Origin of the sequence: uncultured Roseobacter sp., from assembly GCF_947496515.1 — a bacterium.
In the GTDB taxonomy this organism is placed as follows: Bacteria; Pseudomonadota; Alphaproteobacteria; order Rhodobacterales; family Rhodobacteraceae; genus Roseobacter.
Genome location: NZ_CANMDB010000001.1, coordinates 592,585 through 617,761 on the forward strand (window position 1 = coordinate 592,585; position 25,177 = coordinate 617,761).

General features: G+C 64.9%; 23 protein-coding genes. 7 read left to right on the forward strand and 16 right to left on the reverse strand.

The genetic code is table 11. The features are described 5' to 3' along the window. The first annotated feature begins 7 nt into the window (after nucleotides 1-7). Nucleotides 8-1,360 carry an acetyl-CoA carboxylase biotin carboxylase subunit gene (gene accC, locus Q1A53_RS02940; RefSeq protein WP_299962747.1) on the forward strand — a complete coding sequence of 451 codons (1,353 nt, stop codon included), beginning with the start codon at nucleotides 8-10 and terminating at the stop codon, nucleotides 1,358-1,360. 10 nt (nucleotides 1,361-1,370) lie between these two features. Then, complete coding sequence (gene aat / locus Q1A53_RS02945; protein ID WP_299962749.1) at nucleotides 1,371-2,003, forward strand: leucyl/phenylalanyl-tRNA--protein transferase; 633 nt, start codon at nucleotides 1,371-1,373, stop codon at nucleotides 2,001-2,003. On the opposite strand, the gene Q1A53_RS02950 is transcribed toward aat, so the two are convergent. From Q1A53_RS02950 to Q1A53_RS02975, 6 genes are all read right to left on the reverse strand, one after another. Next, nucleotides 1,967-2,323: a DUF2155 domain-containing protein gene (locus Q1A53_RS02950; protein ID WP_299962751.1), complete on the reverse strand. Its 357-nt coding sequence runs from the start codon at nucleotides 2,321-2,323 to the stop codon at nucleotides 1,967-1,969. The two genes, aat and Q1A53_RS02950, sit on opposite strands and share 37 nt — an antisense overlap. Further along, entirely contained in the window at nucleotides 2,320-2,766 is a 447-nt protein-coding gene (mlaD, locus tag Q1A53_RS02955) for an outer membrane lipid asymmetry maintenance protein MlaD (RefSeq protein WP_299962753.1), read from the reverse strand. Before mlaD ends, Q1A53_RS02950 begins: the two co-directional genes overlap by 4 nt. A gap of 7 nt (nucleotides 2,767-2,773) precedes the next feature. Then, nucleotides 2,774-3,157 carry an NADH:ubiquinone oxidoreductase subunit NDUFA12 gene (locus Q1A53_RS02960; protein ID WP_299962755.1) on the reverse strand — a complete coding sequence of 128 codons (384 nt, stop codon included), beginning with the start codon at nucleotides 3,155-3,157 and terminating at the stop codon, nucleotides 2,774-2,776. A 274-nt stretch (nucleotides 3,158-3,431) separates the two neighbouring features. Beyond that, nucleotides 3,432-3,815, reverse strand: coding sequence for a RidA family protein (locus Q1A53_RS02965; protein ID WP_299962757.1), 384 nt, complete (start codon nucleotides 3,813-3,815; stop codon nucleotides 3,432-3,434). Between the two features lie 268 nt (nucleotides 3,816-4,083). Continuing rightward, nucleotides 4,084-5,349, reverse strand: coding sequence for an ATP-dependent Clp protease ATP-binding subunit ClpX (clpX, locus tag Q1A53_RS02970; RefSeq protein ID WP_299962759.1), 1,266 nt, complete (start codon nucleotides 5,347-5,349; stop codon nucleotides 4,084-4,086). Nucleotides 5,350-5,479: 130 nt separating this feature from the next. Further along, nucleotides 5,480-6,106, reverse strand: a complete 627-nt coding sequence (locus Q1A53_RS02975) for an ATP-dependent Clp protease proteolytic subunit (protein WP_299962760.1) — start codon at nucleotides 6,104-6,106, stop codon at nucleotides 5,480-5,482. A gap of 162 nt (nucleotides 6,107-6,268) precedes the next feature. On the opposite strand from Q1A53_RS02975, the gene Q1A53_RS02980 reads away from it, so the two are divergent. The 3 genes from Q1A53_RS02980 to Q1A53_RS02990 all read left to right on the forward strand — a co-directional run bounded on the left by Q1A53_RS02980 (nucleotide 6,269) and on the right by Q1A53_RS02990 (nucleotide 12,262). Further along, nucleotides 6,269-7,471: an FAD-binding domain-containing protein gene (locus tag Q1A53_RS02980; protein ID WP_299962762.1), complete on the forward strand. Its 1,203-nt coding sequence runs from the start codon at nucleotides 6,269-6,271 to the stop codon at nucleotides 7,469-7,471. Nucleotides 7,472-7,628: 157 nt separating this feature from the next. Continuing rightward, nucleotides 7,629-9,665 (forward strand): PhoX family phosphatase, encoded by a 2,037-nt coding sequence (locus Q1A53_RS02985; RefSeq protein WP_299962764.1) that lies wholly within the window; start codon nucleotides 7,629-7,631, stop codon nucleotides 9,663-9,665. Between the two features lie 1,817 nt (nucleotides 9,666-11,482). Then, the gene (locus Q1A53_RS02990) at nucleotides 11,483-12,262 is read left to right on the forward strand and encodes a class I SAM-dependent methyltransferase (protein ID WP_299962766.1); all 780 of its coding nucleotides are present in this window, start codon (nucleotides 11,483-11,485) and stop codon (nucleotides 12,260-12,262) included. A gap of 219 nt (nucleotides 12,263-12,481) precedes the next feature. Here the strand turns inward: Q1A53_RS02990 and Q1A53_RS02995 are convergent, their stop codons facing one another. The 7 genes from Q1A53_RS02995 to Q1A53_RS03025 all read right to left on the reverse strand — a co-directional run bounded on the left by Q1A53_RS02995 (nucleotide 12,482) and on the right by Q1A53_RS03025 (nucleotide 19,709). Then, nucleotides 12,482-13,264 (reverse strand): crotonase/enoyl-CoA hydratase family protein, encoded by a 783-nt coding sequence (locus Q1A53_RS02995; protein ID WP_299962768.1) that lies wholly within the window; start codon nucleotides 13,262-13,264, stop codon nucleotides 12,482-12,484. Nucleotides 13,265-13,316: 52 nt separating this feature from the next. Beyond that, on the reverse strand, nucleotides 13,317-14,195 hold the full coding sequence (locus Q1A53_RS03000) for a hydroxymethylglutaryl-CoA lyase (RefSeq protein WP_299962770.1): 879 nt from the start codon (nucleotides 14,193-14,195) through the stop codon (nucleotides 13,317-13,319). A gap of 71 nt (nucleotides 14,196-14,266) precedes the next feature. Beyond that, complete coding sequence (locus Q1A53_RS03005; RefSeq protein ID WP_299962772.1) at nucleotides 14,267-14,920, reverse strand: glutathione S-transferase family protein; 654 nt, start codon at nucleotides 14,918-14,920, stop codon at nucleotides 14,267-14,269. Further along, nucleotides 14,917-16,851, reverse strand: a complete 1,935-nt coding sequence (locus Q1A53_RS03010) for a biotin carboxylase N-terminal domain-containing protein (protein ID WP_299962774.1) — start codon at nucleotides 16,849-16,851, stop codon at nucleotides 14,917-14,919. Before Q1A53_RS03010 ends, Q1A53_RS03005 begins: the two co-directional genes overlap by 4 nt. Before the next feature lie 3 nt (nucleotides 16,852-16,854). Next, on the reverse strand, nucleotides 16,855-17,544 hold the full coding sequence (locus Q1A53_RS03015) for a hypothetical protein (RefSeq protein WP_299962776.1): 690 nt from the start codon (nucleotides 17,542-17,544) through the stop codon (nucleotides 16,855-16,857). Between the two features lie 208 nt (nucleotides 17,545-17,752). Beyond that, nucleotides 17,753-19,357, reverse strand: a complete 1,605-nt coding sequence (locus Q1A53_RS03020; protein ID WP_299962778.1) for a carboxyl transferase domain-containing protein — start codon at nucleotides 19,355-19,357, stop codon at nucleotides 17,753-17,755. A gap of 40 nt (nucleotides 19,358-19,397) precedes the next feature. Further along, nucleotides 19,398-19,709: a hypothetical protein gene (locus tag Q1A53_RS03025; RefSeq protein ID WP_299962780.1), complete on the reverse strand. Its 312-nt coding sequence runs from the start codon at nucleotides 19,707-19,709 to the stop codon at nucleotides 19,398-19,400. Nucleotides 19,710-19,867: 158 nt separating this feature from the next. Between Q1A53_RS03025 and Q1A53_RS03030 the strand changes: the two genes are divergently transcribed. Next, nucleotides 19,868-20,470, forward strand: a complete 603-nt coding sequence (locus tag Q1A53_RS03030; protein WP_299962782.1) for an OmpW family outer membrane protein — start codon at nucleotides 19,868-19,870, stop codon at nucleotides 20,468-20,470. A gap of 46 nt (nucleotides 20,471-20,516) precedes the next feature. Here Q1A53_RS03030 and Q1A53_RS03035 read toward each other — a convergent pair whose 3' ends face one another. From Q1A53_RS03035 to Q1A53_RS03045, 3 genes are all read right to left on the reverse strand, one after another. Next, nucleotides 20,517-21,680 carry an isovaleryl-CoA dehydrogenase gene (locus tag Q1A53_RS03035; RefSeq protein WP_299962784.1) on the reverse strand — a complete coding sequence of 388 codons (1,164 nt, stop codon included), beginning with the start codon at nucleotides 21,678-21,680 and terminating at the stop codon, nucleotides 20,517-20,519. 74 nt (nucleotides 21,681-21,754) lie between these two features. Continuing rightward, on the reverse strand, nucleotides 21,755-22,963 hold the full coding sequence (locus Q1A53_RS03040) for an aminotransferase class I/II-fold pyridoxal phosphate-dependent enzyme (RefSeq protein WP_299962786.1): 1,209 nt from the start codon (nucleotides 22,961-22,963) through the stop codon (nucleotides 21,755-21,757). Between the two features lie 55 nt (nucleotides 22,964-23,018). Then, nucleotides 23,019-23,684: an HAD-IA family hydrolase gene (locus Q1A53_RS03045; RefSeq protein ID WP_299962788.1), complete on the reverse strand. Its 666-nt coding sequence runs from the start codon at nucleotides 23,682-23,684 to the stop codon at nucleotides 23,019-23,021. Nucleotides 23,685-23,823: 139 nt separating this feature from the next. Between Q1A53_RS03045 and glmU the strand changes: the two genes are divergently transcribed. After that, nucleotides 23,824-25,176 (forward strand): bifunctional UDP-N-acetylglucosamine diphosphorylase/glucosamine-1-phosphate N-acetyltransferase GlmU, encoded by a 1,353-nt coding sequence (gene glmU, locus Q1A53_RS03050; protein WP_299962789.1) that lies wholly within the window; start codon nucleotides 23,824-23,826, stop codon nucleotides 25,174-25,176. Nucleotide 25,177 lies beyond the last annotated feature (1 nt).

The following is a 25,177-nucleotide window of genomic DNA, read 5'->3' on the forward strand; positions in this document are numbered from 1 at the left end:
GCGCGCGATGTTCAACAAGATCCTTATTGCCAACCGAGGCGAGATCGCCTTGCGCGTCGTACGCGCCGCCCGCGAGATGGGCATCGCCAGCGTCGCCGTGCATTCCACCGCGGACAGTGACGCCATGCACGTGCGCATGGCGGATGAGAGCGTGTGCATCGGCCCGCCGTCGAGCACGCAAAGCTACCTGTCGGTCCCCGGGATCATTGCCGCCTGCGAGATCACCGGCGCCGAGGCCATCCATCCCGGGTATGGGTTCCTGTCGGAAAACGCGGGCTTCGTGCAGGTGGTGGAGGATCACGATCTTACGTTCATCGGCCCCACCGCGCAGCACATCCGCGTCATGGGCGACAAGATCACCGCCAAGGAAACCATGCGCAAGCTTGGGGTGCCGTGCGTGCCGGGATCTGAGGGCGGTGTCGCCACGCTGGAGGAAGCCCAGCGTCTGGGCGAAGAGATCGGCTATCCGGTGATCATCAAGGCCACGGCAGGCGGCGGCGGGCGTGGCATGAAGGTCGCGCAGAACGCCGCCGAGATGGAAAAAGCCTTTCGCACCGCCCGGGCGGAGGGCAAATCCAACTTCGGCAATGATGAAGTCTATATCGAGAAATACCTCACCACACCGCGACACATCGAAATCCAGGTATTTGGCGACGGCAAGGGCCGCGCCGTGCATCTGGGAGAGCGGGACTGTTCGCTGCAGCGGCGCCACCAGAAGGTCTTCGAGGAAGCGCCCGGGCCCTCCATCTCCGCCGAGGAACGCGCAGCCATCGGCAAGACCTGCGCCGAGGCCGTTGCCCGGATTGACTACGCCGGCGCGGGCACGATCGAGTTTCTCTACGAAAACGGCGAGTTCTACTTCATCGAGATGAACACCCGATTGCAGGTGGAACACCCCGTCACCGAAGCGGTCTTTGGCGTCGATCTGGTCCGAGAGCAGATCCGCGTTGCCGCCGGGCTGCCCATGTCCTTTTCCCAAGACGATCTGGACATCAACGGTCACGCCATCGAGGTCCGGATCAACGCCGAGAAACTGCCCGATTTCGCCCCTTGCCCCGGTCGGATCACCCAGTACCACACGCCCGGCGGGCTCGGCGTTCGGATGGATTCTGCCCTCTATGACGGCTATAGCATCCCGCCCTATTACGACAGCCTGATCGGCAAGCTGATCGTTCACGGGCGCGACCGGCCCGAGGCGCTGGCGCGTCTCAACCGGGCCCTTGGTGAGCTGATCGTGGACGGTGTGGACACCACCGTGCCGCTCTTTCACGCGCTGCTGCAGGAAGACGCGGTTCTCTCGGGGAACTACAACATCCACTGGCTGGAGCATTGGCTGAGCACCAATCTCCGCGACGCCTGATCCACGCGCGGTGCGACTGACACCGGACGTGCTGATGCAGAGCTATGCGGCGGGGATTTTCCCCATGGCCGAGCACCGCGACGACCCGGAGATCTTCTGGGTCGATCCGCAACGACGCGGGGTCATGCCGATCACGGGCTTTCACGCCTCGCGCTCCCTGCGCCGGGCGATGCGGAACACCGCGCTGGAGATCAGCATCAATCAGGACTTCGAAGGCGTGCTGGAGGGCTGCGCCGACCGGGCAGACACCTGGATCAACGCCGAAATTCACAGCCTTTACGCCGCGTTGCACGCCGCAGGGCATGCTCATTCACTGGAGGTCTGGGACGGCAGCGTGTTGGTCGGAGGTGTTTACGGGGTGACGCTGGGGGCTGCCTTCTTCGGTGAGAGCATGTTTTCGCGCCGCACCAACGCCTCCAAGATCGCGCTGGCCTGCCTGGTGGACCGGTTGCGCTCGGGCGGCTTTCAGCTCTTCGATACTCAGTTCCTGACGGCGCATCTGGCGTCGCTGGGCGGTGTCGAGGTGTCGCGGGCCGATTATCACCGTGCGCTGCGCGCTGCCTGCGCGATGCAGGCGTCCTTTACGGATCCGCCGCTGCGCAGCCCTCAGGAGGTCGTGCAGCGCATGGCCCAGAGGTCATAGCGCGCGTGATCCAACGCCGAGAGCGCGGGCGCAGACGCGATCATCCAGCCGGAAAACACGCGGCCCCCATGGGTCGCATCGGCCACGTCGAGTGCGACGAAAGCATCGCCCGAGGGGTTGCCAACCGGGTATCTGCAAGAGGTGACCGTAATGCGCAGCTGCTCAAACAGCGCCGTTTGCCCTGCCCGCATCTCGATGTCGTAGACTTGACCGCTGATCTTGTCGAGCCCGCGCAGCACCACGCCATCGGCCTCCGATACCTGCTGTGCCGACGCGCTACCCGCGACAACCGCAAGAAGGAAAGCCGCCGCGCGGATCATTCGCCGCTGCCGCTCACGAACCGGAGCAGGAGCGACACGAGGCTCACCGCCCCTTGCGTATCGGTGATCGTGTCACCCGCCTCGAAAAAGAAGGGTGAGCCGCCCGGCATGATCTCCACGAAGTTGCCGCCAAGCAACCCTTCGGAGGACACGACAATGGCGCTGTCATCGGGGATGTCGATGCCCTGACGCAGCGCGACCGTCGTCTCTGCGCGGAAGGTTTCGGGGTTCAGATCAACCGCAGCCACAGACCCCACGCGCACCCCCGCGAGGCGCACGTCCGTACCGACGCTGACCCCTTCGAGGCTGCGAAAGCTCGCCTGCAGCGGATAGGTGGCCGAGCCGCTCTGATAATCGGTGACCTGCGCTGCGTAGATCACGAAAGCTGCGGCGGCTGCCAGCACGCCCGCGCCAACCAGCACTTCGGTGGTGTTCTCTGCCATGTCGCTGTTACTCCGGTGACCAGGCTTCGTAGTCGCGCCGCTCGGCCGGATCGCTGCGGCGTATGGATCCTTTCGGCGCATAGGCAAGCGGTGTGCCGGTCAGGTTTTCCTGATGCGGTTTCTCCCAAGATTTGCGCGCCAGGGGCGCTTCCGTGGGCGGCGCTTCCCAGGTGTGATGCAGCCACCCGTGCCATTCCGGATCCACGCGGCTCGCCTCCGCTTCACCGTTGAAAATTACCCAGCGGCGGCTCTTGTCCTTGTTTTCGTAAAAGATATTTCCCTGGCCGTCCTCGCCCACCTTGGTACCATTGCGCCAGGTCCACAGTTGCGTGTTCAGCGTCTGGCCGTTCCACCAGGTGACGGCGCGCAAAAGAGATGTCAGAAGTCCCATGGAGTGCCTCCGCTCAGCAAGCTTGTCTCACATATGGCTGATTGTCGGGTAAACGTCCAGCAATAGCGTCGGTGGAAATAGATGGCATCGTAGAGATCCGCTCACCGCCCTTCCGGCGCGAGCGTAAGCGGAGCACACCGCATCCCCGATCTTCATCTGAAGCTTGAGAAATATCGGCCAAAATACTGTTTCAAATAACTAATATGGAAAAAAGAAGCTCCAATACCGCGCAAGCCACCGCATCCGACCTGCCGCGCGCTACGCACCCTCTCGCTCAGACGGTCTCGCCCGCGCGACTGTCGGGCAGGACGGCCGTCACCTCGATCTCGATCCGAAGGTCGGGGGTGATCAGCCCGCATTCGATCATGGTCGCCGCGGGGGGATGATCGCCAAAGGCCGCCCGCAGCAGTGGCCAACAAGCGGCGAACTCGGTCCGGTCCGGCAGCATATAGGTGACCCGCACCACGTGGCTGAAATCTGTCCCCGCCTCGGTGAGCGCATCGCCGATGATCTCCAGCGCGGAGCGGCATTGCGCGACGACCGTCTGCCCCTGACCGGTCGTGCCCGCCACATGCACCCAGCCATTGGCGACGACCGCCCGGCAATATCCGATCTGCGGCTCGAATGCGCCGCCTGACGCGATCCTGCGAAAACCCATTCTTGCTCCCCTTTTTGTACGTCCCACCCCTTGGCACACTGGTCCTTACCGGAACAAGATCACCCCGCAAACGGAACGCACATCCTCCGCTGTGCTGCAGGTCGCGTCCCCACACCCGCGCGATAAACGACAATTCTACCGGGTCGGCCCGACGCCCGTGCCAGCCACCCAGCCCGACAAGACAGCGCCACATCCTCCGCGGTGCGCCCAGCAAAAAAGGCGGGCTCGATGCCCGCCTTTTTTGCACGTCCGTCCCAAAGGACCGGTCTCAACCGGCGCTGGCGGGCTCCTTCTCTGTGTCGGCGTAGATCATCAGCGGTGCGGCATCGGACACCACGGCCTCCTCGTTGACAACGATCTCTGTCACACTGTCCTGACCCGGCAGATCGAACATCGTGTCGAGCAGGATGTCCTCCAGAATGGACCGCAGCCCCCGCGCACCGGTCTTGCGCTCAATCGCGCGCTTGGCGATCGCTGACAGCGCATCATCGGTGAAGGTCAGCGCCGTATCCTCCAGCTCAAAGAGCCGCTGATACTGCTTGACCAGCGCATTCTTGGGCTGGGTCAGGATGGTGACCAGCGCGTCCTCGTCCAGATCCTCGAGGGTTGCCAGCACCGGCAGACGGCCCACGAATTCCGGGATCAACCCGAATTTCAGCAGATCCTCAGGCTCCAGATCCGTAAAGATCTCGCCCACGCCCCGCTCGTCATTATCACGCACGTCGGCACCAAAGCCCATGGCGGACCCCTTGCCGCGCGCCGCGATGATCTTGTCCAGACCCGCGAAAGCACCGCCGCAGATAAAGAGGATGTTCGTGGTGTCCACCTGCAGGAATTCCTGCTGAGGATGCTTGCGCCCGCCCTGCGGCGGTACGGAAGCAACCGTCCCCTCCATCAGTTTCAGAAGCGCCTGCTGCACCCCCTCGCCCGACACATCGCGGGTGATCGAGGGATTTTCCGACTTGCGGGTGATCTTGTCGACCTCGTCGATGTAGACGATACCGCGCTGCGCACGCTCCACATTGTACTCGGAGGCCTGCAGCAGCTTGAGAATGATGTTCTCCACATCCTCACCCACATACCCCGCTTCGGTCAGTGTCGTCGCATCGGCCATGGTAAAGGGCACATCCAGGATCCGCGCTAGCGTCTGCGCGAGCAGCGTCTTGCCACAGCCGGTCGGGCCGATCAGCAGGATATTGGACTTCGCCAGCTCAATGTCACCACCCTTCTGGGCGTGGTTGAGCCGCTTGTAGTGATTGTGCACCGCGACCGACAGCACCCGCTTGGCGGTGGCCTGACCGATCACGTAATCATCGAGCACTTCGCAGATGTCGCTGGGCGTGGGCACCCCGTCGGTGGACTTGAGCCCGGAGGCCTTTGTCTCCTCCCGGATGATATCCATGCACAGCTCGACGCATTCGTCGCAAATGAAGACGGTCGGACCCGCGATCAGCTTGCGCACCTCGTGCTGGCTCTTGCCACAAAAGCTGCAATAGAGCGTATTTTTGCTGTCGCCTGTCGAATTCGTTGCCATGTCAACCCTTTCAGGTCCTGTATCCCAAGGCAGCACCTGACGTCTGCCTAGCCCTACTATGTCAGTTTAGGCCAGCGTCTGCAGGTCCACAATCGCTAAATGGTAAACCCGCAACCATGCCGCAGCTGTCCTAGTCTTCGCTGCTCTCCTTGCCGCGACTTTCAACAATCTCGTCGATCAGGCCCCATTTCTTGGCCTCTTCGGGAGACATGAAGTTGTCCCGCTCCAGCGCATCCTCGACTTTTTTCAGGGTCTGGCCGGTGTGCTTCACGTAGATTTCATTCAGCCGCGTCTTCAGCTTTTGCGTCTCCTGCGCGTGGATCATGATATCCGTCGCCTGCCCCTGGTAGCCGCCCGAGGGCTGGTGCACCATCACGCGGGAGTTGGGCAGCGAGAACCGCATGCCGGGCTCGCCCGCGGTCAAAAGCAGCGATCCCATGGAAGCCGCCTGCCCGATCACCAGGGTCGAGACCTTGGGCTTGATGTACTGCATGGTGTCGTAGATCGAGAGGCCAGAGGTGACCACACCACCGGGGCTGTTGATGTACATGGAGATTTCCTTGGACGGGTTCTCCGCCTCCAGATGCAGCAGCTGCGCCACGATCAGCTGGGACATGCCGTCATGCACGGGGCCCGACAGAAAGATGATCCGCTCCTTCAGCAGGCGCGAAAAGATGTCATAGGCACGCTCGCCCCGGCTGGTCTGTTCCACGACCATGGGGACAAGGTTCATGTAGGTGTCGATTGGATCGTTCATGTGGGGATGCCTGTCATTTGGTAATCGCCCGGACCATACCGCGCGAAGCGTTACTCAACTATTAGTATCGGTGCGGGGGGGCTGCAAGGGGCCGCGGGCCTCGACACGGCAGCAGCGCGCGGTGGCATTGATCCCGCAGAGCGGCCCGCTAGATCGCTTGCGATGACAGCGCTTGATCATTTCCCGCCGACCCGAACCGCCGCCCTCGAAAGGCTCGCACGATTCGTCCCCCACGCCGGGCGCGACTACGCAGCGCGGCGCAACTATGACCTCGGCCCCGGGCGTCACACGGGCGTCTCGCAGCTGTCACCGTACCTGCGCTGCCGTCTGATCACCGAACGCGACGTGCTGGAGGCCGTGCTGGTGCGTCACAGCCCGCAAGCGGCGGAGAAGTTCATTCAGGAGGTTTTCTGGCGGACCTATTGGGTGGGCTGGCTGATGCAGCGTCCCGGTGTCTGGGACCAGTACCGCGCGGATCTCAACCGGCAGTGGGATGCGGTACAGACCCAGTCGGGCCTGCGCGCGCGGTGGGAGGAGGCCTGCAGCGGCCAGACCGGCATCGACTGTTTCGATACTTGGGCGCAGGAACTGGCGGAGACGGGCTATCTGCACAACCACGCGCGCATGTGGTTTGCCTCCATCTGGATTTTCACGCTGGAGCTGCCGTGGGAGCTGGGCGCGGATTTCTTCCTGCGGCATCTGCTGGACGGCGACCCTGCATCCAACACGCTGGGATGGCGGTGGGTTGCGGGCATCCAGACCCCGGGCAAGACCTATCTGGCGCGCACCAGCAACATCTCCAAATTCACCGAAGGCCGGTTTCACCCCAAATACCAGCTGGCCGGTGAGGCCCCGGCGCTGAGCGCGCCTCCCGCGCCCGACGCCCGGCCGCTGCCGCCCCGGGGTCATGCGGCCAGCAGCCTGCGCAGCGGGCTCCTGCTGCATGACGCAGACCTCAGCCCGGGTTTCGTGCTGGAGCGGGTGACACCGCTGACCCATGCGGTCCTGACGCCCGAGGCCCCTTCCCCCCTGATGCCCGCGCCGCATGTGACCGCGTTCCGGGACGCCGCGACCGGGGACACGCAGACCCGCTGGGCAGAGCGGCTGGGCACCGCAGGCGGTCAGATGCGCACGGCTGGCGAGATCATCGATTGGGCCCGGCAACACGACCTGCAGCAAATCGTCACGGCAGCCGCCCCCACCGGTCCCGTTGCCACGGTTCTGGCCGCTCTGCGCGCCACGCCCGATGCGCCAAAGCTCGTGGAGATCCGGCGCGATTACGACGATGCGGCCTGGCCTCTGGCCACCAAAGGCTTCTTTCCGTTCAAAAAACACATCCCCAGCCTGCTCAAAACCATCCGTTGATTTCTACTCTGGGGTGCGGTTAGGCTCTCCGTTGGGGGGCCCATAAAAAAGCCGTGATCCGTCACATGGGCGTTACACGCGCCATGCAGATGGTCCTCAGTGATGCTGCATCCGGGGGGTGCGGCGCGTCCAACAGAGCCACCGACAGAGGAAGCTTATGAACCGCAAAGACATCATCAACGATCCCGACCATGGCAACAAGGCAGAGGCCTTCGAGGCCTTTGACGACATCCCGACGAACCCGAACCTCAACCGCACCATCGGCGATGTGATCAACCGCCGCTACGGTCGCCGCGACATGCTCAAAGGGGTGCTCGGCGTTGCCGCAACGACAGCGCTTTTCGGCACCTCCGCCATGGTCGCGCCCAAGCGCGCCGCTGCCAGTGCCGACGCGAGCCGCTACAAATTCGACGAACTGACCTGGGGCAACGACACCGAGCATCACATCGCGGATGGCTACAACGCCGACGTGCTGCTGCGCTGGGGCGATCCCATCACCGCCGACGCACCCGAATTCGACGTGATGAACCAGACGGCGGAAGCGCAGCTCAAGCAGTTCGGCTACAACAACGACTACGTGGGCTTCACCGCTCTGAATGACGAAGGCACCCGCGGGCTGCTCTGCGTGAACCACGAATACACCAACGAGGAAGTGATGTTCCCCGGCCTGGGCCGTCAGGACCGCGCGGGTTTCGAGGGCATGACCGAAGAGTTGGTGAACATCGAGATGGCCGCCCACGGCGGATCGGTCGTGGAGATTGCGCAAGGCGAGGACGGCAAGTGGTCGCTGGTCCGCGACAGCCAGTACAACCGCCGCATCACGCCGCTCAACACCGAGATGACAATCGACGGCCCCGCCGCCGGTCACGCGCGGATGCAGACCAACGCCGACCCCGAAGGCATGACCGTCATCGGCACCGTGAACAACTGCGCCGGCGGCATGACGCCCTGGGGCACCTACCTGATGGCCGAGGAGAACTTCCACGGCTATTTCTGGACCGACAAGGTGGACGCCGAGGGCAAGCCCGACGTGACCGGCATGGAAGAGGCCATGGCCAAGCGCAACGGGCGCTACGGCGTGCCCGGCATGTGGTACGCCTGGGGCAAGTACCACGACCGCTGGAACATCGACAAAGAGCCGAACGAGCCCAATCGCTGGGGCTGGATCGTCGAAGTGGATCCGCGCAACCCCGATGCCGCACCGATCAAGCACACCGCTCTGGGCCGGTTCCGCCACGAAGGCGCTGAGACGACCGTGTCCAAGGACGGCCATCTCGTGGTCTATTCGGGCGACGACAACCGGTTCGACTACCAGTACAAATACGTCTCCGGCGGCACGATCAACGACGACACGGCCGTCTTCGGCTCCTCGCTCTTCTCGGATGGCACGCTCTATGTGGCGCGGTTTGACGAGGACGGCACCGTCGAATGGATGCCACTCGTGCACGGTGAAGGACCGCTCACAGCTGAGAACGGGTTCAACGATCAGGGCGATGTGATGATCGACACGCGCATGGCCGCGGATCTGCTGGGCGCCACGCCCATGGACCGTCCAGAGGACGCGCAACCCGGGCCCAACGGCACCGCCTATCTGATGCTGACCAACAACACCCGCCGTCAGCCCGATCAGGTGAATGCCGCCAACCCGCGGCCTGAATCGTCCTTTGGTCACATCATCGAGATCAAGGAAGACGGCGAGGATCATGCCGCCACCAAAGGCACCTGGTCGATCCTGGTCAAATGCGGCGATCCGACGATCGAGGAAGTGGGCGCCCAGTGGAACCCCGAAACCTCCGAGAGCGGCTGGTTCGGCTCACCCGACAACTGCGCCATCGACGCGGACGGGCGGCTGTGGATCTCCACCGACCAGGGCTCGAGCTGGGGCAAGACCGGCAAATCCGACGGGCTCTACGGCCTGGAAACCGCGGGCGATCTGCGCGGTCATTCCAAGCTCTTCTTCCGCTGCCCGGTGGGGGGCGAGCTCTGCGGGCCGTACTTCCACGACAGCGGCGAGACGCTGTTTCTCGCGGTGCAGCACCCGGGCACGGACGGTACCAAGGATTTCAGGGGCTTCGAGCGCGACTCGACCTTTGAGGATCCGGCGACCCGCTGGCCCGATTTCGACCCGGCCATGCCACCACGCCCCTCGGTCGTCGTGGTGACGAAAGAGGGTGGCGGCAAGATCGCCATCTGAGCTGCAACGCCCTGCACGAGAGGTGACAGCTGCGGCCCTGCCGAGTTGGTCCTTCCCGGACCAACTGCGGGTCAGGCACCCAGCTGGCGCCTCTCCGCCATCACGTCGCAGATCACATCAGAGACCCCGCGCGGTGTGCGGGGTCTTTTTTGGTAAATAACCTTCAAAGGTGACTTTCGGCGCTATGGACGCTCGCCCCCGCCTTCCGGTGGCAGCTTCGATCTCATACCCCCTAATGCTGTAGCCGCTCCAACTGACCGGATCTTCGTTCCAAGCCAGCGCCATGCCGCAAGGGCCCCGACCATCACGCAGGGTCAACACTCCGGTTATCTGCTCCAATTCCCCGAAGACACTTTCGACACTCATAACCCCCTTCACACGCCCGTCCAAAACATCTGTGACGCAAAAGATGGGTAACCTTTTCGAACGCACTACGCGCCACACAGCGCCGCACACCCAAGCCTGAGCGCGCAAGTGCCTGCGAAAACAGGTGACCCGACGTGTGAACGCGATAAAATTCTGCTTTGATCTCAGGCCCACTCGGTGCTGGCATTAAACCATATGTGATGACCATAAACCGGAGGTTTGTCTGGATCGTGGCGGAGAAATCGAAGTCCGAACCAACAGGGCCGCCGAGAGGTGATGCAATATGCCCCTTGTTCTCCTCCAAGCTGGGACTTGCCCCAGCCTAGCAAGCTCGCGCAGATTTCAGGCAGTTGTTGCGCGCTGGACCTGTTCATATCCGCCTTTGATCCGCCGGAGCCGCCTCATCAGCAGGCCGCTGTATCGCGTAGACTGGCCAAGAGCGTCACGACCTGTCGCCTCTCACGGGACGAGGTCACATCAGCATCGTTCTCGCGGGCATCACGGCCACTGTTCCGGCTTCAGTAGCCATCCGTCGCAATCATGCCGGGAGGCGGCTCTATCTGATGATCCGGTCTCTGCCACCGTTGGACCATCGCAGTGGAGAGCCCCCCACCCGCAGCACGCTACTGCGACGCAGATAGTAATTCCTCGGCCATCTGTCACAGCATGATCGCGCGCGTGCGGGCAACGACGACCGTGGTCTTCCATCCATTTCCTTGTTCCGCGGAGTACTGGTTGCAGATGGCCTTGGCCTCTGGATCATGCCCGACCCATGGTCATGCAGCCTCGACCGGAATGAAGCGCAACCTCATCCGGCAGGCCCGACACATCTCCACGCTTATCGCATAGCTGCTGCTGTGGCTGACGACCGACGCAGGCCCGAGGTAGCAGGTGGGCTCTTCCCGCCCATCAAGGCGCTCAAGGGACAGCAGCGCCGCACGGAAATGCGCAGTCGCCGTTCCTTGCGGCGATGATCTACACCAAGCTTTTGAAACGTTCGTTGCACATCCACATCGTCGTGGACAGGATCATGGACCGGCGCAAATGCCTGTGACGCTGGTGTTATGTGTCTGCAGTGGGCACGAAACAGGGCCTTGATCTCCCCTGCGCCGCGGCAATGCGGCCCCGCGGCTCGATGGGGCGTCCCAACACATCAGTTGCAGACCCCTTCCGGTCATGTTCGATGGACGGCCATGGCTGCCCCTTTTTGTCTTCCGAAGCCACACACTTGTATGGCGGCACATGTGACCATCAAAAATGCCCTCACCAGACTGACGCGCGCCTGCTACGCCAGACGGTCACAAAAGCGGCAGGCCCGCACCTCGAAAACCCGCGGCATCACAGCGAAAAGCGGCGCCGCAAAGATGTGCTTTCCGAAAGGCACCCGCTTTTCGCATGGCCTCTCGCCGCCATCCCGTGCATCACAGACGCCTCCGTGATAACGATCCACGATGCCCGCTGATTTCGACACCGCCTGCACCCTGGCCGAAAGCGACCGCATCCGCGGCCTCGACATCTCCATGTTCGACACGGAAGATGCGGTCAATGTCATCCTGCAGCGCTCCGAGGTGCTGGCCGACCGCCCCCGCCCCGGCCGGATCATCCGCGCATGGAGCGATGGCGACACGCGGCCCATCCGCGCCATCGCCGAGGCCGAGGGCGAGACCCTCATCCGCCGGGCCATCGCCTTCATCTTCCTCGAATTCGACACCCTCCGCCCGACACTGGCCGAGATCGCACCAGCGCGCGTGGCAGACATCGGCTGCGGCTACGCGATCTTCGGTCTGCCGTTGGCGCTGGACGTCGGATGCCACCTGACGCTGATCGATCTGGAACAGAGCGACGCGCGCCACTTCGGGTTCCAGCAACGCGCGGCCGCCTACAGCAATCTGGCGCGCGCCGCCGCTTTCCTGACGGCCAACGGCGTCCCTGACGCACAGATCGACACGCTCAACCCCGACACCCGCGATGTCATGACGATCCCGCCGGTCGATCTGGCCGTCAGCTTCCTGTCCTGCGGGTTCCACTACCCCTGGCAGACCTATGCGGCCTTCCTCGGCCAGCGGATCACCCCGGGCGGCGCCGCGATCCTCGACATCCGCGCCCGCAAGGCCGAAACCGCCCGCCGGGAGCTGGCTGCCATCGGCACAGTCACGCCCCTGCACAAGGCCGCGGGCGGCGGGGCCGAGCGTCTGCTGATCCGCACACCCGGCCTGCGGCAACCGCCGTAACCTCTCAGACGTCCCGCCCGACCGCAGGTCCGGGCAGCCGCCTCCCTGCCTCGATGGCGGGGAGGCGGCTTGCTCCCCTTCCCCCAATACGCGCTTCCGGTTCAGGCGCGCCACCAGGTTCAACCCTCTGCCCGTCGCAAAGCGCCGTGCCGCAGCACCACCGGCTCTATCCCGGCGCCATAAAAACGCGACGACCTGTCAAATCGCAGAGCGCCGATCTCACGCCACCCAGCTTGCCTTGCGCTTGTCAAAGAACGCCGCGATCCCTTCGGCTGCCTCCGGTGTCTCCCACTGCGCGGCCAGCGCCGCCACACTCCGCTCGACCTGTGCTGCATCGACCCGCGCGCCCAGATCCCGCGCCAGAGCCTTGGCCGCGGCCACCGCACCGGGTGCGCAGGCGAGATAAGGTGCGACCTCCGCCTCGACCGCCGCCGCCAAAGCCTCCTCGGGCACGGCCCGCGCCAGGATCCCCAGATCCACCGCCTCCGCCGCGTCAAAGAGCCGAGAAGACATGAAAACCCGCCGCGCGCGCCCCTCGCCCATGCGCGCCAGCACATAGGGACCGATCGTCGCCGGGATCAGACCCAGCCGCGTCTCCGTAAACCCAAAGCGCGCGCCCTGGGCGGCCACCGCCACATCGCACACGCAGGCCAGCCCCACGCCGCCGCCAAAAGCATTCCCCTGCACCGCCCCGATCAGGGGCTTCGGCAGCGCGTTGAGCGCCCCCAGCATGTCAGCAAGCTTGCGGGCCTCGGCCATCCGCGCGGGCCCGTCCATCTCGCGCTGTGCTGCCATCCACGCCAGATCGCCCCCCGCGCAAAAGCTCCGGCCCGTCCCGCTCAACACCACGACCCGCACCGACGGATCCGCCCCCAGCTCCGCCGCCGCCTGGCTCAGCTCCTCCAGCATCCGTGCGGACATCGCGTTGTGCTTCTCGGGGCGGTTCAGCCGCAAACTGGCCACCCCGCGCGCGTCTTTCTCCAGCTCCAGCGTCTCGAACATCACCCCTCCTGTCACAGATCACCGCAGCGCAAGCACACGGCCCACACCTGCCCTATACATCCACAGGGGTGCGCGCCGCGTCACTCAGGCGCTGCGCCATCTCCGCCGCCCGCGTGATCACCTCCCGGTCGAGCCCCGTCTCATAGCCCAGAGCGGCCAGATGCGCCGCCACCGCCTCCGTGGCCACATTGCCCGCGGCACCGGGCGCAAAGGGACAGCCACCCAGCCCCGCCACCGCCGCATCGAACACCCGCACCCCAAGGCTCAGCGACGTATCGATCATCTCCATCGCGCGCCCGTGGGTATCGTGGTAATGCCCCGCCAGCCGACCCACGGGCACCACATCGCGCACCGCCAGCAGCATCCGCGCGATGCTGTCAGGCGTGCCCGCCCCGATGGTATCGCCCAGGCTCACCTCATAGCACCCCATGGCGAACAGCCGGTCCGCCACCGCCGCCACCGCCGCAGGTGCCACCGGCCCATCGTAGGGACAGGCCACCACACAGGACACATAGCCCCGCACCGGCAAATCGATGTGCCGCGCCGCCTCCAGAATGGGCTCGAACCGCGCGATGCTCTCGTCAATCCCGGCGTTCACATTGGCCCGGCTGAACCCTTCGGAGGCAGAGGCAAAGACGGCAATCTCATCCGCCCCCGCCGCCTGCGCCTCCTCAAATCCACGCAGGTTCGGCGTCAGCGCCGCGTAGCGCACCCCGGGCGCCCGGGTGATCCCCGCCAGCACCTCGGCCGAGCGGGCCATCTGCGGCACCCATTTGGGCGATACGAAACTGCCCACCTCGATCCGGCCGAACCCGGCAGCGCTCAGCAGATCCACCAGCGCCACGCGCTCGGCCACCGCGATCTCGCGGGCCTCATTCTGCAGACCGTCCCGCGGGCCCACCTCGAAAATCTCACATGCCCCCAGGCTCATCGCTCCCCCCTCTCGCGCAACGCGCTCTCTTCATCTTGCCAAATAAACTCACTGTCCCGACCGCGCCGCGCTCACGAAGGCCAGGGCGCATAGAAATCCCGGTCGTAAAGACCGCCACCCTCCGGCAGGGACGCGCGAAACGCCGGCCGCCCCGCGATCCGCTCGTACCAATCCGCCAGAGCCCCATGCCCATCGAGCCGCGTGAAATGCCGCGCCATATAGACCGCCTGCCCCACACTCACATCCGCAGCCGTAAACGCATCCCCCAACAGACAGGCCCGCCCGTCCTGCAACAGCACCTCCAGCGCATCGTAGCACTTTCCCACCCGTGCCGCCTCCAGTTTCATCACCACCGGGCTGCGCATCGCATCCTCGTAGAGCATCACATGCTGCTGGGTCAGCGCCGCCACATGCTGGCTGATGGTCTCCGCGAAATGCACCCAGACCAGCCACGCCGCCCGCTCCCCATGCCCCGGCATCCGGCCCAGCCCCTCCGGGCTGAACCGCTCGCACAGCACCTGCGTGATGGCCCCCGTCTCGAACAGCACCTCCCCGTCCAGCTCCAGCGCCGGGACCCGCCCCGCCGGCGACAGCGCCAGAAAACCCGCTTCCCGCAGGCTGCGATCAAAGGGGTAGGTCTTCACCGTAAAGTCGACCCCCAGCTCGTGCAGCAACCACAGGCTGCGCATGGAGCGTGTCTGCGGGCAGTGATGCAGCGTGATCATGCCTCCGCCTCCAGCCGGATAAGTGCCGCCCCCGCCGCCACCTGATCCCCTTCCGCCGCCAGCACTTCAGCCACCACACCGTCGCGCGCGGCCACCAGCCCGTGCTCCATCTTCATCGCCTCCAGCACCGCCAACCGGTCACCGACCGCCACCGCCTGACCGGGGGTGGCGTCGATGGATTTCACCAAGCCCGGCATGGGCGCCTCGATCAGCGTGCCGTCCCCGGCCGCCGCAGTTGCCCGGTCCAGCGGATCGACCCGTTCGACCGACAGCCCATAAAGATCAAAGACCGTGATGACGGACCCCGCCACACTCACGCGCGGCGCAGGACTACCGCCGACCGTCCAGATCCCGCCGCGGCGCACCGCCTCGACCGTCTCATCGCCCACCTGCCACCGCTGCAGCACGTCCGAGCAGACCTCGACCGTCAACTCCCGCACCGCATCTCCCACGCGCAGTTGCACGCTCTGCCGCAGGGGTTGCCACAGCGCAAACCCCGCCAGCGGCCCTGGCTCCAGCAGGCCGAGTGCGGCCATCCCGGCCAGCGCCAGATGCCGCGGCGCGGGCACCGGCTGCACGCTCAACGTCTCCAGATCCCGGGCGATCAGACCGGTATCGACCTCACCGCGCCCGAAGCCCTCATGCGCCGCCAGCGCCCCCAGAAAGCCCAGGTTCGTCACCGTGCCCGCCACCTCACAGCCCGCCAGCGCCCGCCGCAACCGCGCCAGTGCAACCGCCCGCGTCGGACCATGGGTAATCACCTTGGCGATCATCGGATCGTAGAAAGGGCTGATGGTATCGCCACTACGCACGCCACTGTCCGCCCGTGCCCCCTCCGGAAAGCGCAAATGGCTCAGCGTCCCGGTGGCAGGCAGAAACCCCGCCGCCACGTCTTCGGCGTAAAGCCGCGCCTCAAAGGCATGGCCCCGCAACCCCAGATCCTCCTGACGCGCGGGCAGCCCCTCGCCCGCCGCCACCCGCAATTGCCACGCCACCAGATCGACCCCGGTGATGGCCTCCGTCACCGGATGCTCCACCTGAAGCCGCGTGTTCATCTCCATGAAGAAGAACCCGTCCGACCGCAGCCCGCCCGCGCCGTCCACGATGAATTCCACCGTACCCGCGCCAGCATAACCAATGGCCTCCGCCGCCCGCACTGCCGCCGCACCCATGGCGCCGCGCATCTCCTCGGTCATGCCCGGCGCGGGCGCCTCCTCGATCACCTTCTGGTGCCGCCGCTGCAGCGAACAGTCCCGCTCAAAAAGATGCACGGCACGGCTGCCGTCGCCAAAGACCTGCACTTCGATATGCCGCGGCTGGCTCACGAACCGCTCCACCAGCACATCCGCGTTGCCAAAGGCAGTCCGCGCCTCGCTGCGGGCCGAGGCAAGTGCCGCGGCGAAATCACCCGCACCCTCCACCAGCCGCATACCCTTGCCGCCCCCACCTGCCACAGCCTTGATCATCACCGGATAGCCGATCTCCGCCGCCGCCTCCGCCAGCCGCGCGTCACCCTGATCCGCGCCGTGATAGCCGGGCACCACCGGCACGCCCGCCTCCACCATCAACGCCTTCGCCGCATCCTTCAGACCCATGGCGCGAATGGCCTGCGCCGACGGACCGATGAACACCAGCCCGGCGGCCTCGACCGCAGCCACGAAATCGGGGTTCTCGCTCAGAAACCCGTAGCCCGCATGAATGGCCTCAGCCCCCTCCGCCAGCGCGGCTTCAATGATCCTGTCTCCCCGCAGGTAGCTCTCGGCCGGGGCAGAGCCGCCGATATGCACCGCGCGATCCGCCATCGCCACATGTTTGGCCTGCGCATCCGCATCCGAATAGACCGCGACACACCGTACCCCCATGGCCTGCGCCGTCTCGATCACCCGGCAGGCGATCTCGCCCCGGTTCGCGATCAGGATCGTTTCAAACATATCTCACCACCATGACCCCGAGGTCCCGTCCATCAGATGTTGTCGCACGTAGGCCGGCAAAGGCCAGGCATCGTAATCAACCCCCGTCAGCCGCCCCGGCGGTGCGCCACGCCAGGCGTGCCGGTAAAGCTCCATATGCAGTGTGATCTCGATCTGTTCGAGCGCTGCATCCACCTTGCCCTTGGTCTCGGCAATGCCGTCCTCGAGCTTCTGCGCCGCGCTCTTCTGTTGCAGCCAGCCGCGCGGCAGGATCTGCCCCAGCACCTTGCTCCCGGCGGAGACCGCCACCAGCAGCACCAGATTGGCCAGCACCCCGGGCAGCGACGGGGCGGCGATGTCGCGGAAAAACCCTGGCAACCCGCCGAACCAGCCGCGTTTGGTACCCGACTGCGCCGCAAGCTCCGACCGGGCAAGATCAAACTCCTGCGCAAAACTCTCGCGGAACTGGCGGGCAAAGGCACGACGGTTGAAATCAGACCGCCCCGCCCAAAGCTGCAGCTTCGGCCGCACGAACCACCCTTGCCGGGACTGCTCCACGAACTCCTCGAAATCGAAGATGAAAAAGTAATCCTCCGCATCCGCCGAATTGTGGATCAGGTAGACCGGCAGCGCCACCTGCCGCCCCAGCGTCGGCAGACTGACCCCGCCAAAGGCGCCCGCAACGCGCTCCCTGATCCGGCGGATCCCGCTCACGCCCCGCACCCGCACCACGACCGGTGCAGGCCCTGCCCCGCTCTTTCATCTTGCCCGAAAAACTCCGGGGGAGGTGCGCAGCACCGGGGGCAGCGCCCCCGACCCGGCACCGGGTCCCTTACGACATTCCTACCCGACCGCGCGCCGCGCACCGACGTTATACCGACGGGATACCGACGCGATACCGATGCACCACCGACGCCCATTTTCACATCCGGAAGACGCCAAACCGCGTCTCCTCGATAGGGGCATTCAGCGCAGCCGACAGCGACAGAAACAGCACATCCCGGCTGCGGCGCGGGTCAATCACACCATCGTCCCAGAGCCGCGCCGAGGCATAGAGCGGATGGCTCTGCCGCTCGAACATCTCAATCGTCGGTTGCTTGAACGCGGCCTCGTCCTCGGCGCTCCAGGTCTCGCCCGCACGCTCCAAGGCGTCGCGTTTCACAGTCGCCAGCACCCCCGCCGCCTGCGGCCCGCCCATGACGGAAATGCGGCTGTTGGGCCAGCTCCACAGGAAGCGAGGAGAGTAGGCCCGCCCCGCCATCCCGTAGTTGCCCGCGCCGAAAGACCCCCCCACCAGCATGGTCACCTTGGGCACATTCGTGGAAGCCACGGCGGTGACCATCTTGGCCCCATGCCGCGCGATCCCTTCGTTCTCATACTTACGGCCGACCATGAAACCCGTGATATTCTGCAGAAAAACCAACGGGATACACCGCTGAGAACACAGCTCAACGAAATGCGCACCCTTTTGCGCGGCCTCCGAAAACAGCACGCCATTGTTGGCCACGATGCCAATGGGGCAGCCTTTCAGATGCGCGAACCCGGTCACCAGCGTCTCGCCAAAACGCGGTTTGAATTCGTCAAAGCGCGAACCGTCCACCACCCGCGCGATCACCTCGCGGATGTCATAGGGCGTGCGCAGATCGCCCGGCACCACGCCCAAAATCTCTTCGGGATCATAGGCAGGCTCTTCGGGCGCCTCCCACTGCACCGTGACCGGTTTCGCGCGGTTCAGCGACGCGACCGCGCGCCGCGCGAGGCTCAGCGCATGGGCGTCATCCTCCGCCAGATAGTCCGCCACCCCGCTCAAACGCGTGTGCACATCGCCACCGCCCAGATCCTCCGCCGTGACAACCTCACCTGTCGCAGCCTTGACCAAGGGCGGCCCGGCCAGAAAGATAGTGCCTTGATCCCGAACGATAATTGTCACATCTGACATGGCGGGCACATAAGCGCCACCCGCCGTGCACGAACCCATGACAACCGCAATCTGCGCGATCCCCGCTGCACTCATCCGCGCCTGATTGTAGAAGATGCGGCCAAAATGATCGCGGTCTGGAAAGACCTCGTCCTGATTGGGCAGGTTCGCGCCCCCGCTGTCCACCAGATAGATGCAGGGCAGGTGATTCTCCGCCGCGATCTCCTGCGCGCGCAGGTGTTTCTTGACCGTCATGGGATAGTAGGTGCCGCCCTTCACCGTGGCGTCGTTGCAGACGACCATCACCTCCTGCCCCTTGACCTGCCCGACGCCCGCGATCACGCCCGCGCAGGGGGCCGCCCCCTCGTAGAGCCCGTGCGCCGCGGTCGCCCCCACCTCCAGAAACGGGCTGCCGGGATCAAGCAGATTTGCAACCCGGTCACGCGGCAGCATCTTGCCCCGGCTCACATGCCGCGCGCGCGACCGCTCACCACCGCCAAGGGCTGCCGTCGCTGCCACGGCTGCCACCTCCTCCAGAGCCGCCAGATGCGCCGCACGATTGGTCCGGAACACGTCTGAGGTGGGCAATGCCTGGGATGACAGCTTCATGACAACCTCTTGTTTTGCCGATATCCTTCAACAGGATGGCTCATATCTGGCCCGCCGGATCTGACGGTTGCGGGATGATCAGCAAGCGTCCGAAACGATCCGCCGGATAGTCGAAGCGGACGCCCGACCGGGCGCAGCGCACTACGATCCAGACACCCTCGCCCTGTCCCGGCACCGCCACGCAGTCGGTCAGCCGGGCGCCCGCGCCGCCTTCGGTCAGGTAGCGCTGCGCGTAGGTGGTGATCACGTCCGTCTCGGTGATCGTGGCGAGGATCCAGCCCCAGCGAAAGGCCCAGCCGGCGCCGCCAAGAACCACGACCGCGAGCGGCGCAAACCACAGCCAGCGCGGCATCAGACCCGGCCATGGCAGCCCGCGTCCCGAACCACCTGCAACCTGTCAAAAACCATCTTTCTGCGGCGACCGATGGGATCATCTTGATCTGTGTCAACGCAACGGTAACCAAGTTTGTGTATCGGACCGGAGAACGTGGTCAAAGAAGGGGCACCCACATGAAAACCATCCGATACATTCTGCTTTTGAGCAGCGCACTGACCATCAGTGCCGTGCCTGCACTGGCCCAGTCCCAGGGTGACTGGACCTTCGGGCTTGGCGTCGGTTCCGTGGATCCGAAATCGGACAACGGCACTGTTGCAGGCGTCGAAGCGGACATCGCCAGTGACGAGGCAATCACCTTCACGCTGGAATACTTCATCCGCGACAATATCGGCATTGAACTGCTCGCCGCCACCCCGTTCGAACACGATATCTCGCTGCCCGGCGTGGGCGAGGCCAGCACCAAACATCTGCCGCCCACACTCTCGCTGAACTATCATTTTCAGAACGCCAGCGCGTGGAAGCCCTATGTGGGCCTCGGCATCAACTACACCACCTTCTTCGAGGAGGAGACCGAACTCGGCACGCTGGAGCTTGACGATTCCTTCGGTCTGGCCGTGCAGGCCGGTCTCGACTACCAGATCGACGACGCGCGCGCGCTGCGGCTCAATCTGCGCTGGTTCGACATTGATACCGATGCCGAATTGGACGGCGCTGACATCGGCACTGCCGAGATTGACCCGCTCTTTTTCGGCGTCTCTTACGTGCTGCGGTTCTGATACCACATAGCGACCGGCGCGGGAGAGTTGGGGGCATGTCATCGGGTCAGCCCATTGCCCCCACCAATTCACGCCCGACCAGCATGCGGCGGATCTCGGAGGTGCCTGCGCCGATCTCCATCAGCTTGGCGTCGCGAAAGAGCCGCGCAACGGGGCTGTCATTCAGAAACCCTGCCCCGCCCATGGCCTGCACCGCCTGATGTGCCTGTTTCATCGCCTCCTCGGAGGCGTAGAGGCAGCAGGCTGCCGCATCCTGCCGGGTCACGTCACCGCGGTCGCACGCCTTGGCAACCTCATAGACATAGGCGCGGGCGGAGTTCATGGCCGTGTACATATCCGCGATCTTGCCCTGCATCAGCTGGAACGATCCCACAGGCTGACCGAACTGCTTGCGCTCGGCCATATAGGGCATGATCGCGTCGAGACAGGCGGCCATGATGCCGGTGCCAATGCCGGCCAGCACGACGCGCTCGTAATCCAGCCCTGACATCAGGACGCGCACGCCTTTGCCCTCTTCGCCCAGTACATTCTCAAAGGGCACTTCAACATCGTCAAAGATCAGCTCAGCGGTGTTGGAGCCGCGCATCCCCAGTTTGTCGAAATGCGGAGAGGTGGAGAAGCCCGTCATCTCCTTTTCGACAAGAAACGCGGTAATCCCCTTGCTACCCGCCTCGGGATCCGTCTTGGCATAGACCACCAGCGTATCGGCATCGGGCCCGTTGGTGATCCAGTATTTCGTGCCGTTCAGCCGGTAGTGATCGTTGCGCTTTTCGGCGCGCAGCTTCATCGACACCACGTCCGATCCCGCGCCCGCCTCCGACATCGCAAGCGCCCCTACGTGCACCCCCGAGATCAACCCCGGCAGGTATTTTTCCTTCTGCTCGGGCGTCCCGTTCAACTTGATCTGATTGACGCACAGGTTGGAATGCGCCCCGTAGCTCAGCGAGACCGAGGCGCTCGCGCGGGCGATCTCCTCAATGGCGACCGTATGGGCGAGATAGGACATGCCCGCCCCGCCATCGTCCTCATCCACCGTGATGCCCAAAAGGCCCAGCTCGCCCATCTCGGGCCAGAGCGCGGGCGGAAAGGCATTTGTCTGGTCGATCTCGGCGGCCATCGGCTTCACGCGGTCCTGGGCCCAGCGATGCACCATCTCGCGCAGCGCATTCACGTCCTCGCCCAAATCGAACGCCATCGTAGCCATGAACATCTCGCGTCCTCCCCCGGTATGTCCGCCGCACCCGAGACCTGACACAGGGTGCCAAAGCGGTCAAGCTGGGCGCCCTACTCCGCGGCGGCGGTCTGGCCCTGATAGACAGCGCTCACTTCGGCCCGGATGATGCGCGCAATCAGGTCGCAGTCTTCCAAGGAGAACGTCAGCGGCACCCGCATGTCCACAACGCCCGCCAGAATCCGGTCAGACGCAGGCATCGAAGAGGCCGGCGCATAGCGCCAGCTGTCATAGCGGCTGGTAAAGCCCACGGGCTCGGCTGCGCCGAACCATTTGAGCTCGACCCCGCGCGCGGCACAGCGCGCGATGACAGCGCGCACGTCTTCGGGCGCCCAGTCAAGCAAAAGAAACTGGATGGAGGAGCCCACGATTGTCTCGGCCTGCGGGCGGTGGGTCAGCCGCATCCCCGGCGTGTCGCGCAAACCGGCCTCCAGCCGCCGGTAGCGGTCATTCCAGCGGGCGCATTGCGCCGCGAGATCGGCCACCTGCGGACGCAGGATCGCCGCGCGCAGGTTGTCCATCCGGCCCGAGATATTCGGCGTCTCATAGCGGATCTGCTCGAACGCCTCGCGCGGCGGCGCCGCCAGATGCCGCTCGTAAAGCATGTAGGAGCCCGACAGCATCACCGCGCGCGCCGCCAGATCCGCATCATCGGTGACCAGAAAGCCGCCCTCGCCCGAATTCACGTGTTTGTAGGTCTGGCAGGAATAGCATCCGACAGCACCAAAGCGGCCCGACGGCACGCCGTTCCACGCCGCGCCCATGGTATGCGCGCAATCCTCGATCACCCGGATCCCGACCGCATTGCACAGCGCCATGAGTGCGTCCATGTCGCAGATATGCCCGCGCATATGGCTGAGCAGCAGCACCTCCGCCCGGCCCGCCTTGGCCGCCAGATCATCCAGATCAATGGTCAGATCCTCGGTCACGCCGACAAACACAGGCTCCGCACCCACGGCAGCGATGGCGCCGGGCACAGGGGCCAGCGTGAACGCGTTGGACAGCACTCGGTCACCCGGTTTGACGCCGAGCGCGCGCAGCGCTGTGGTCATCGCATAGCCGCCCGACGCGACGGCGAGGCAATATCTGGAGCCGACGGTCGCGGCGAATTCCTGCTCCAGCAGCGCCGTTTCACTGATCTCGCCCGCGGCTGTGTTGTAGCGGTGCAGACGACCGTGCCGCAGCACGGCAAGAGCGGCGTCGATGCCCGCCTCGGGGATGGGTTCCTGCTGGGTAAAACTCCCGGTAAATCGCTCAGTCATCTCACTCTCGTCCCTATGCCCCCGCTTGTCAGTGTGTCGCCAAGGCGCTGCCGGGTCAAGGCAACAGCCGCGCGACCACCTCAGGCAGATCCGCGTAATCGTGCAGCAGCGCCTCGGGTGCCAGCGCCGCCATATCGCCCCCGGCGGGCCCAAAGGTCACCAGCACGCAAGGACGCCCCGCAGCCCGCGCGGTATTGCGATCGGTGTCACTGTCCCCGATGAGCACGCAGTGCGCAGGGCTGCCGCCCGCCCGCCGTGCGGCCTCGAACAAGGGTTCGGGGTCGGGCTTGCGCACCGGCAGCGTATCGGCACCAACCAAGGAGGCGAAGGCATCGCGCACGCCCAGCCGCTGCAGCAGCGTCTCCGCCAGACCTTCGGGCTTGTTGGTACAGATGCCCACGCCGTAGCCTGCATCCCGCAGACTGGCCACCGCCGCCATGGCGCCGGGATAAACGGTTGTGTGGGTATCGATCTCAGCACCGTAGGCTTCCAGCAGCACCGGATAGTAGCGATCAATTGTGCCGGTCTCTTCCGCCCGGCCCAACCGCTCCATCCCCAGGCGCAGCATCGCCCGTCCGCCGCGCAGCGCCGTGCCCGCGTCCTGCGCGGGGTCCAGCATATCGCCCACGCCCATGTCGCGGAAACAGTGATTTGCCGCCGCGATCAGATCGCCGCTGGTATCCGCCAGCGTCCCGTCCAGATCGAAAATCACCGTTTTCATCGCGGCTTCCCCTTATGCGGATCCGGCGAAACACCGCGTAACGATGTTGCAGCCCGCAACCTATGTTGATTGTTCGGGCGCTTGCGCCGCTGCGCCAGAGCGATAAAGAGAGGTGCAGCAGAACACAAAGAGAAAAGACATGAAAACCGCTTTGGTCATCCTCGCCGCAGGCAAAGGCACCCGGATGAACTCTGACCTGCCCAAGGTCCTCCATCCGCTGGCCGGTGCACCGCTGTTGATCCACGCCATGCGCGCGGGCGAGACGCTGACACCGGAGCATACCGTGATTGTGGCAGGCCACGGGGCACAGGCCGTGCGCGGCGCAGCACTGGACTACGACGGAACCGCCACGGTGGTGCAGCAGACCGAACAGCTGGGCACCGCCCATGCGGCAGCCCAGGCGCGCGCCGCTTTGGCGCGGTTCGACGGCACCGCGATCGTGCTCTTCGGCGACACGCCCTTTGTCTCGCCTGACACGCTTGCCGCGATGACTGACGCTCAGGCGGATCATGATGTGGTCGTACTGGGATTTCAGGCGGCAAACCCTGGCCGCTACGGACGCCTCGTGATGGAGGGCGACAGCCTGCAGCGGATCGTGGAGTTCAAGGATGCAACCGAGGACGAGCGCGCCATCGCGCTCTGCAACAGCGGCGTGATGGCCTGCCGCGCCGGGTTGCTGTTTGATCTGATCGACGCGGTGAGCAACGAGAACGCCGCAGGTGAATACTACCTGACGGAGATTATCGGGCTTGCGCGCGATCGCGGGTTGTCCGCCACGGTTGTCACCTGCGACGAGGCGGAGACGCTGGGCATCAATACCCGCGCAGAGCTGGCCGAGGCGGAGATGTCCTTTCAGAACCGCGCGCGGGCACATGCGGCAGAGGAGGGCGTGACCATGCCCGCACCGCAGACCGTACACTTCGCCTTTGATACGGTGATCGGCCGCGACACGGTCATCGAACCCAACGTGGTCTTCGGCCCCGGGGTGACCGTCGAATCCGGTGCCACGATCCGGGCGTTCTCGCATCTGGAAGGGTGTCACGTGGCGCGCGGGGCGGTCGTGGGGCCCTACGCCCGGCTGCGCCCAGGCGCGGAGCTGTCAGAGGACACCCGCATCGGCAATTTCGTCGAGGTCAAGAACGCCCGCATCGGTGAGGGCAGCAAGGTGAACCACCTCAGCTATATCGGCGATGCAACCATCGGTCAGCACAGCAACATCGGCGCAGGCACGGTAACCTGCAATTACGACGGCGTGATGAAGCACCACACCGAGATCGGCGACAATGTCTTCATCGGATCGGACACCATGCTGGTGGCTCCGGTCTCCATCGGCGACGGCGCGATGACGGGCAGCGGCTCGGTCATCACCTCGGATGTGGAGGCAGGTGCGCTGGCCATTGCCCGGGCGCCTCAGGTGGAAAAACCGGGGATGGCCGCAAAACTGATCCAGATCCTGAAAGCCAAAAAAGCCAAATTGCAAAGAGGCAGCTGAC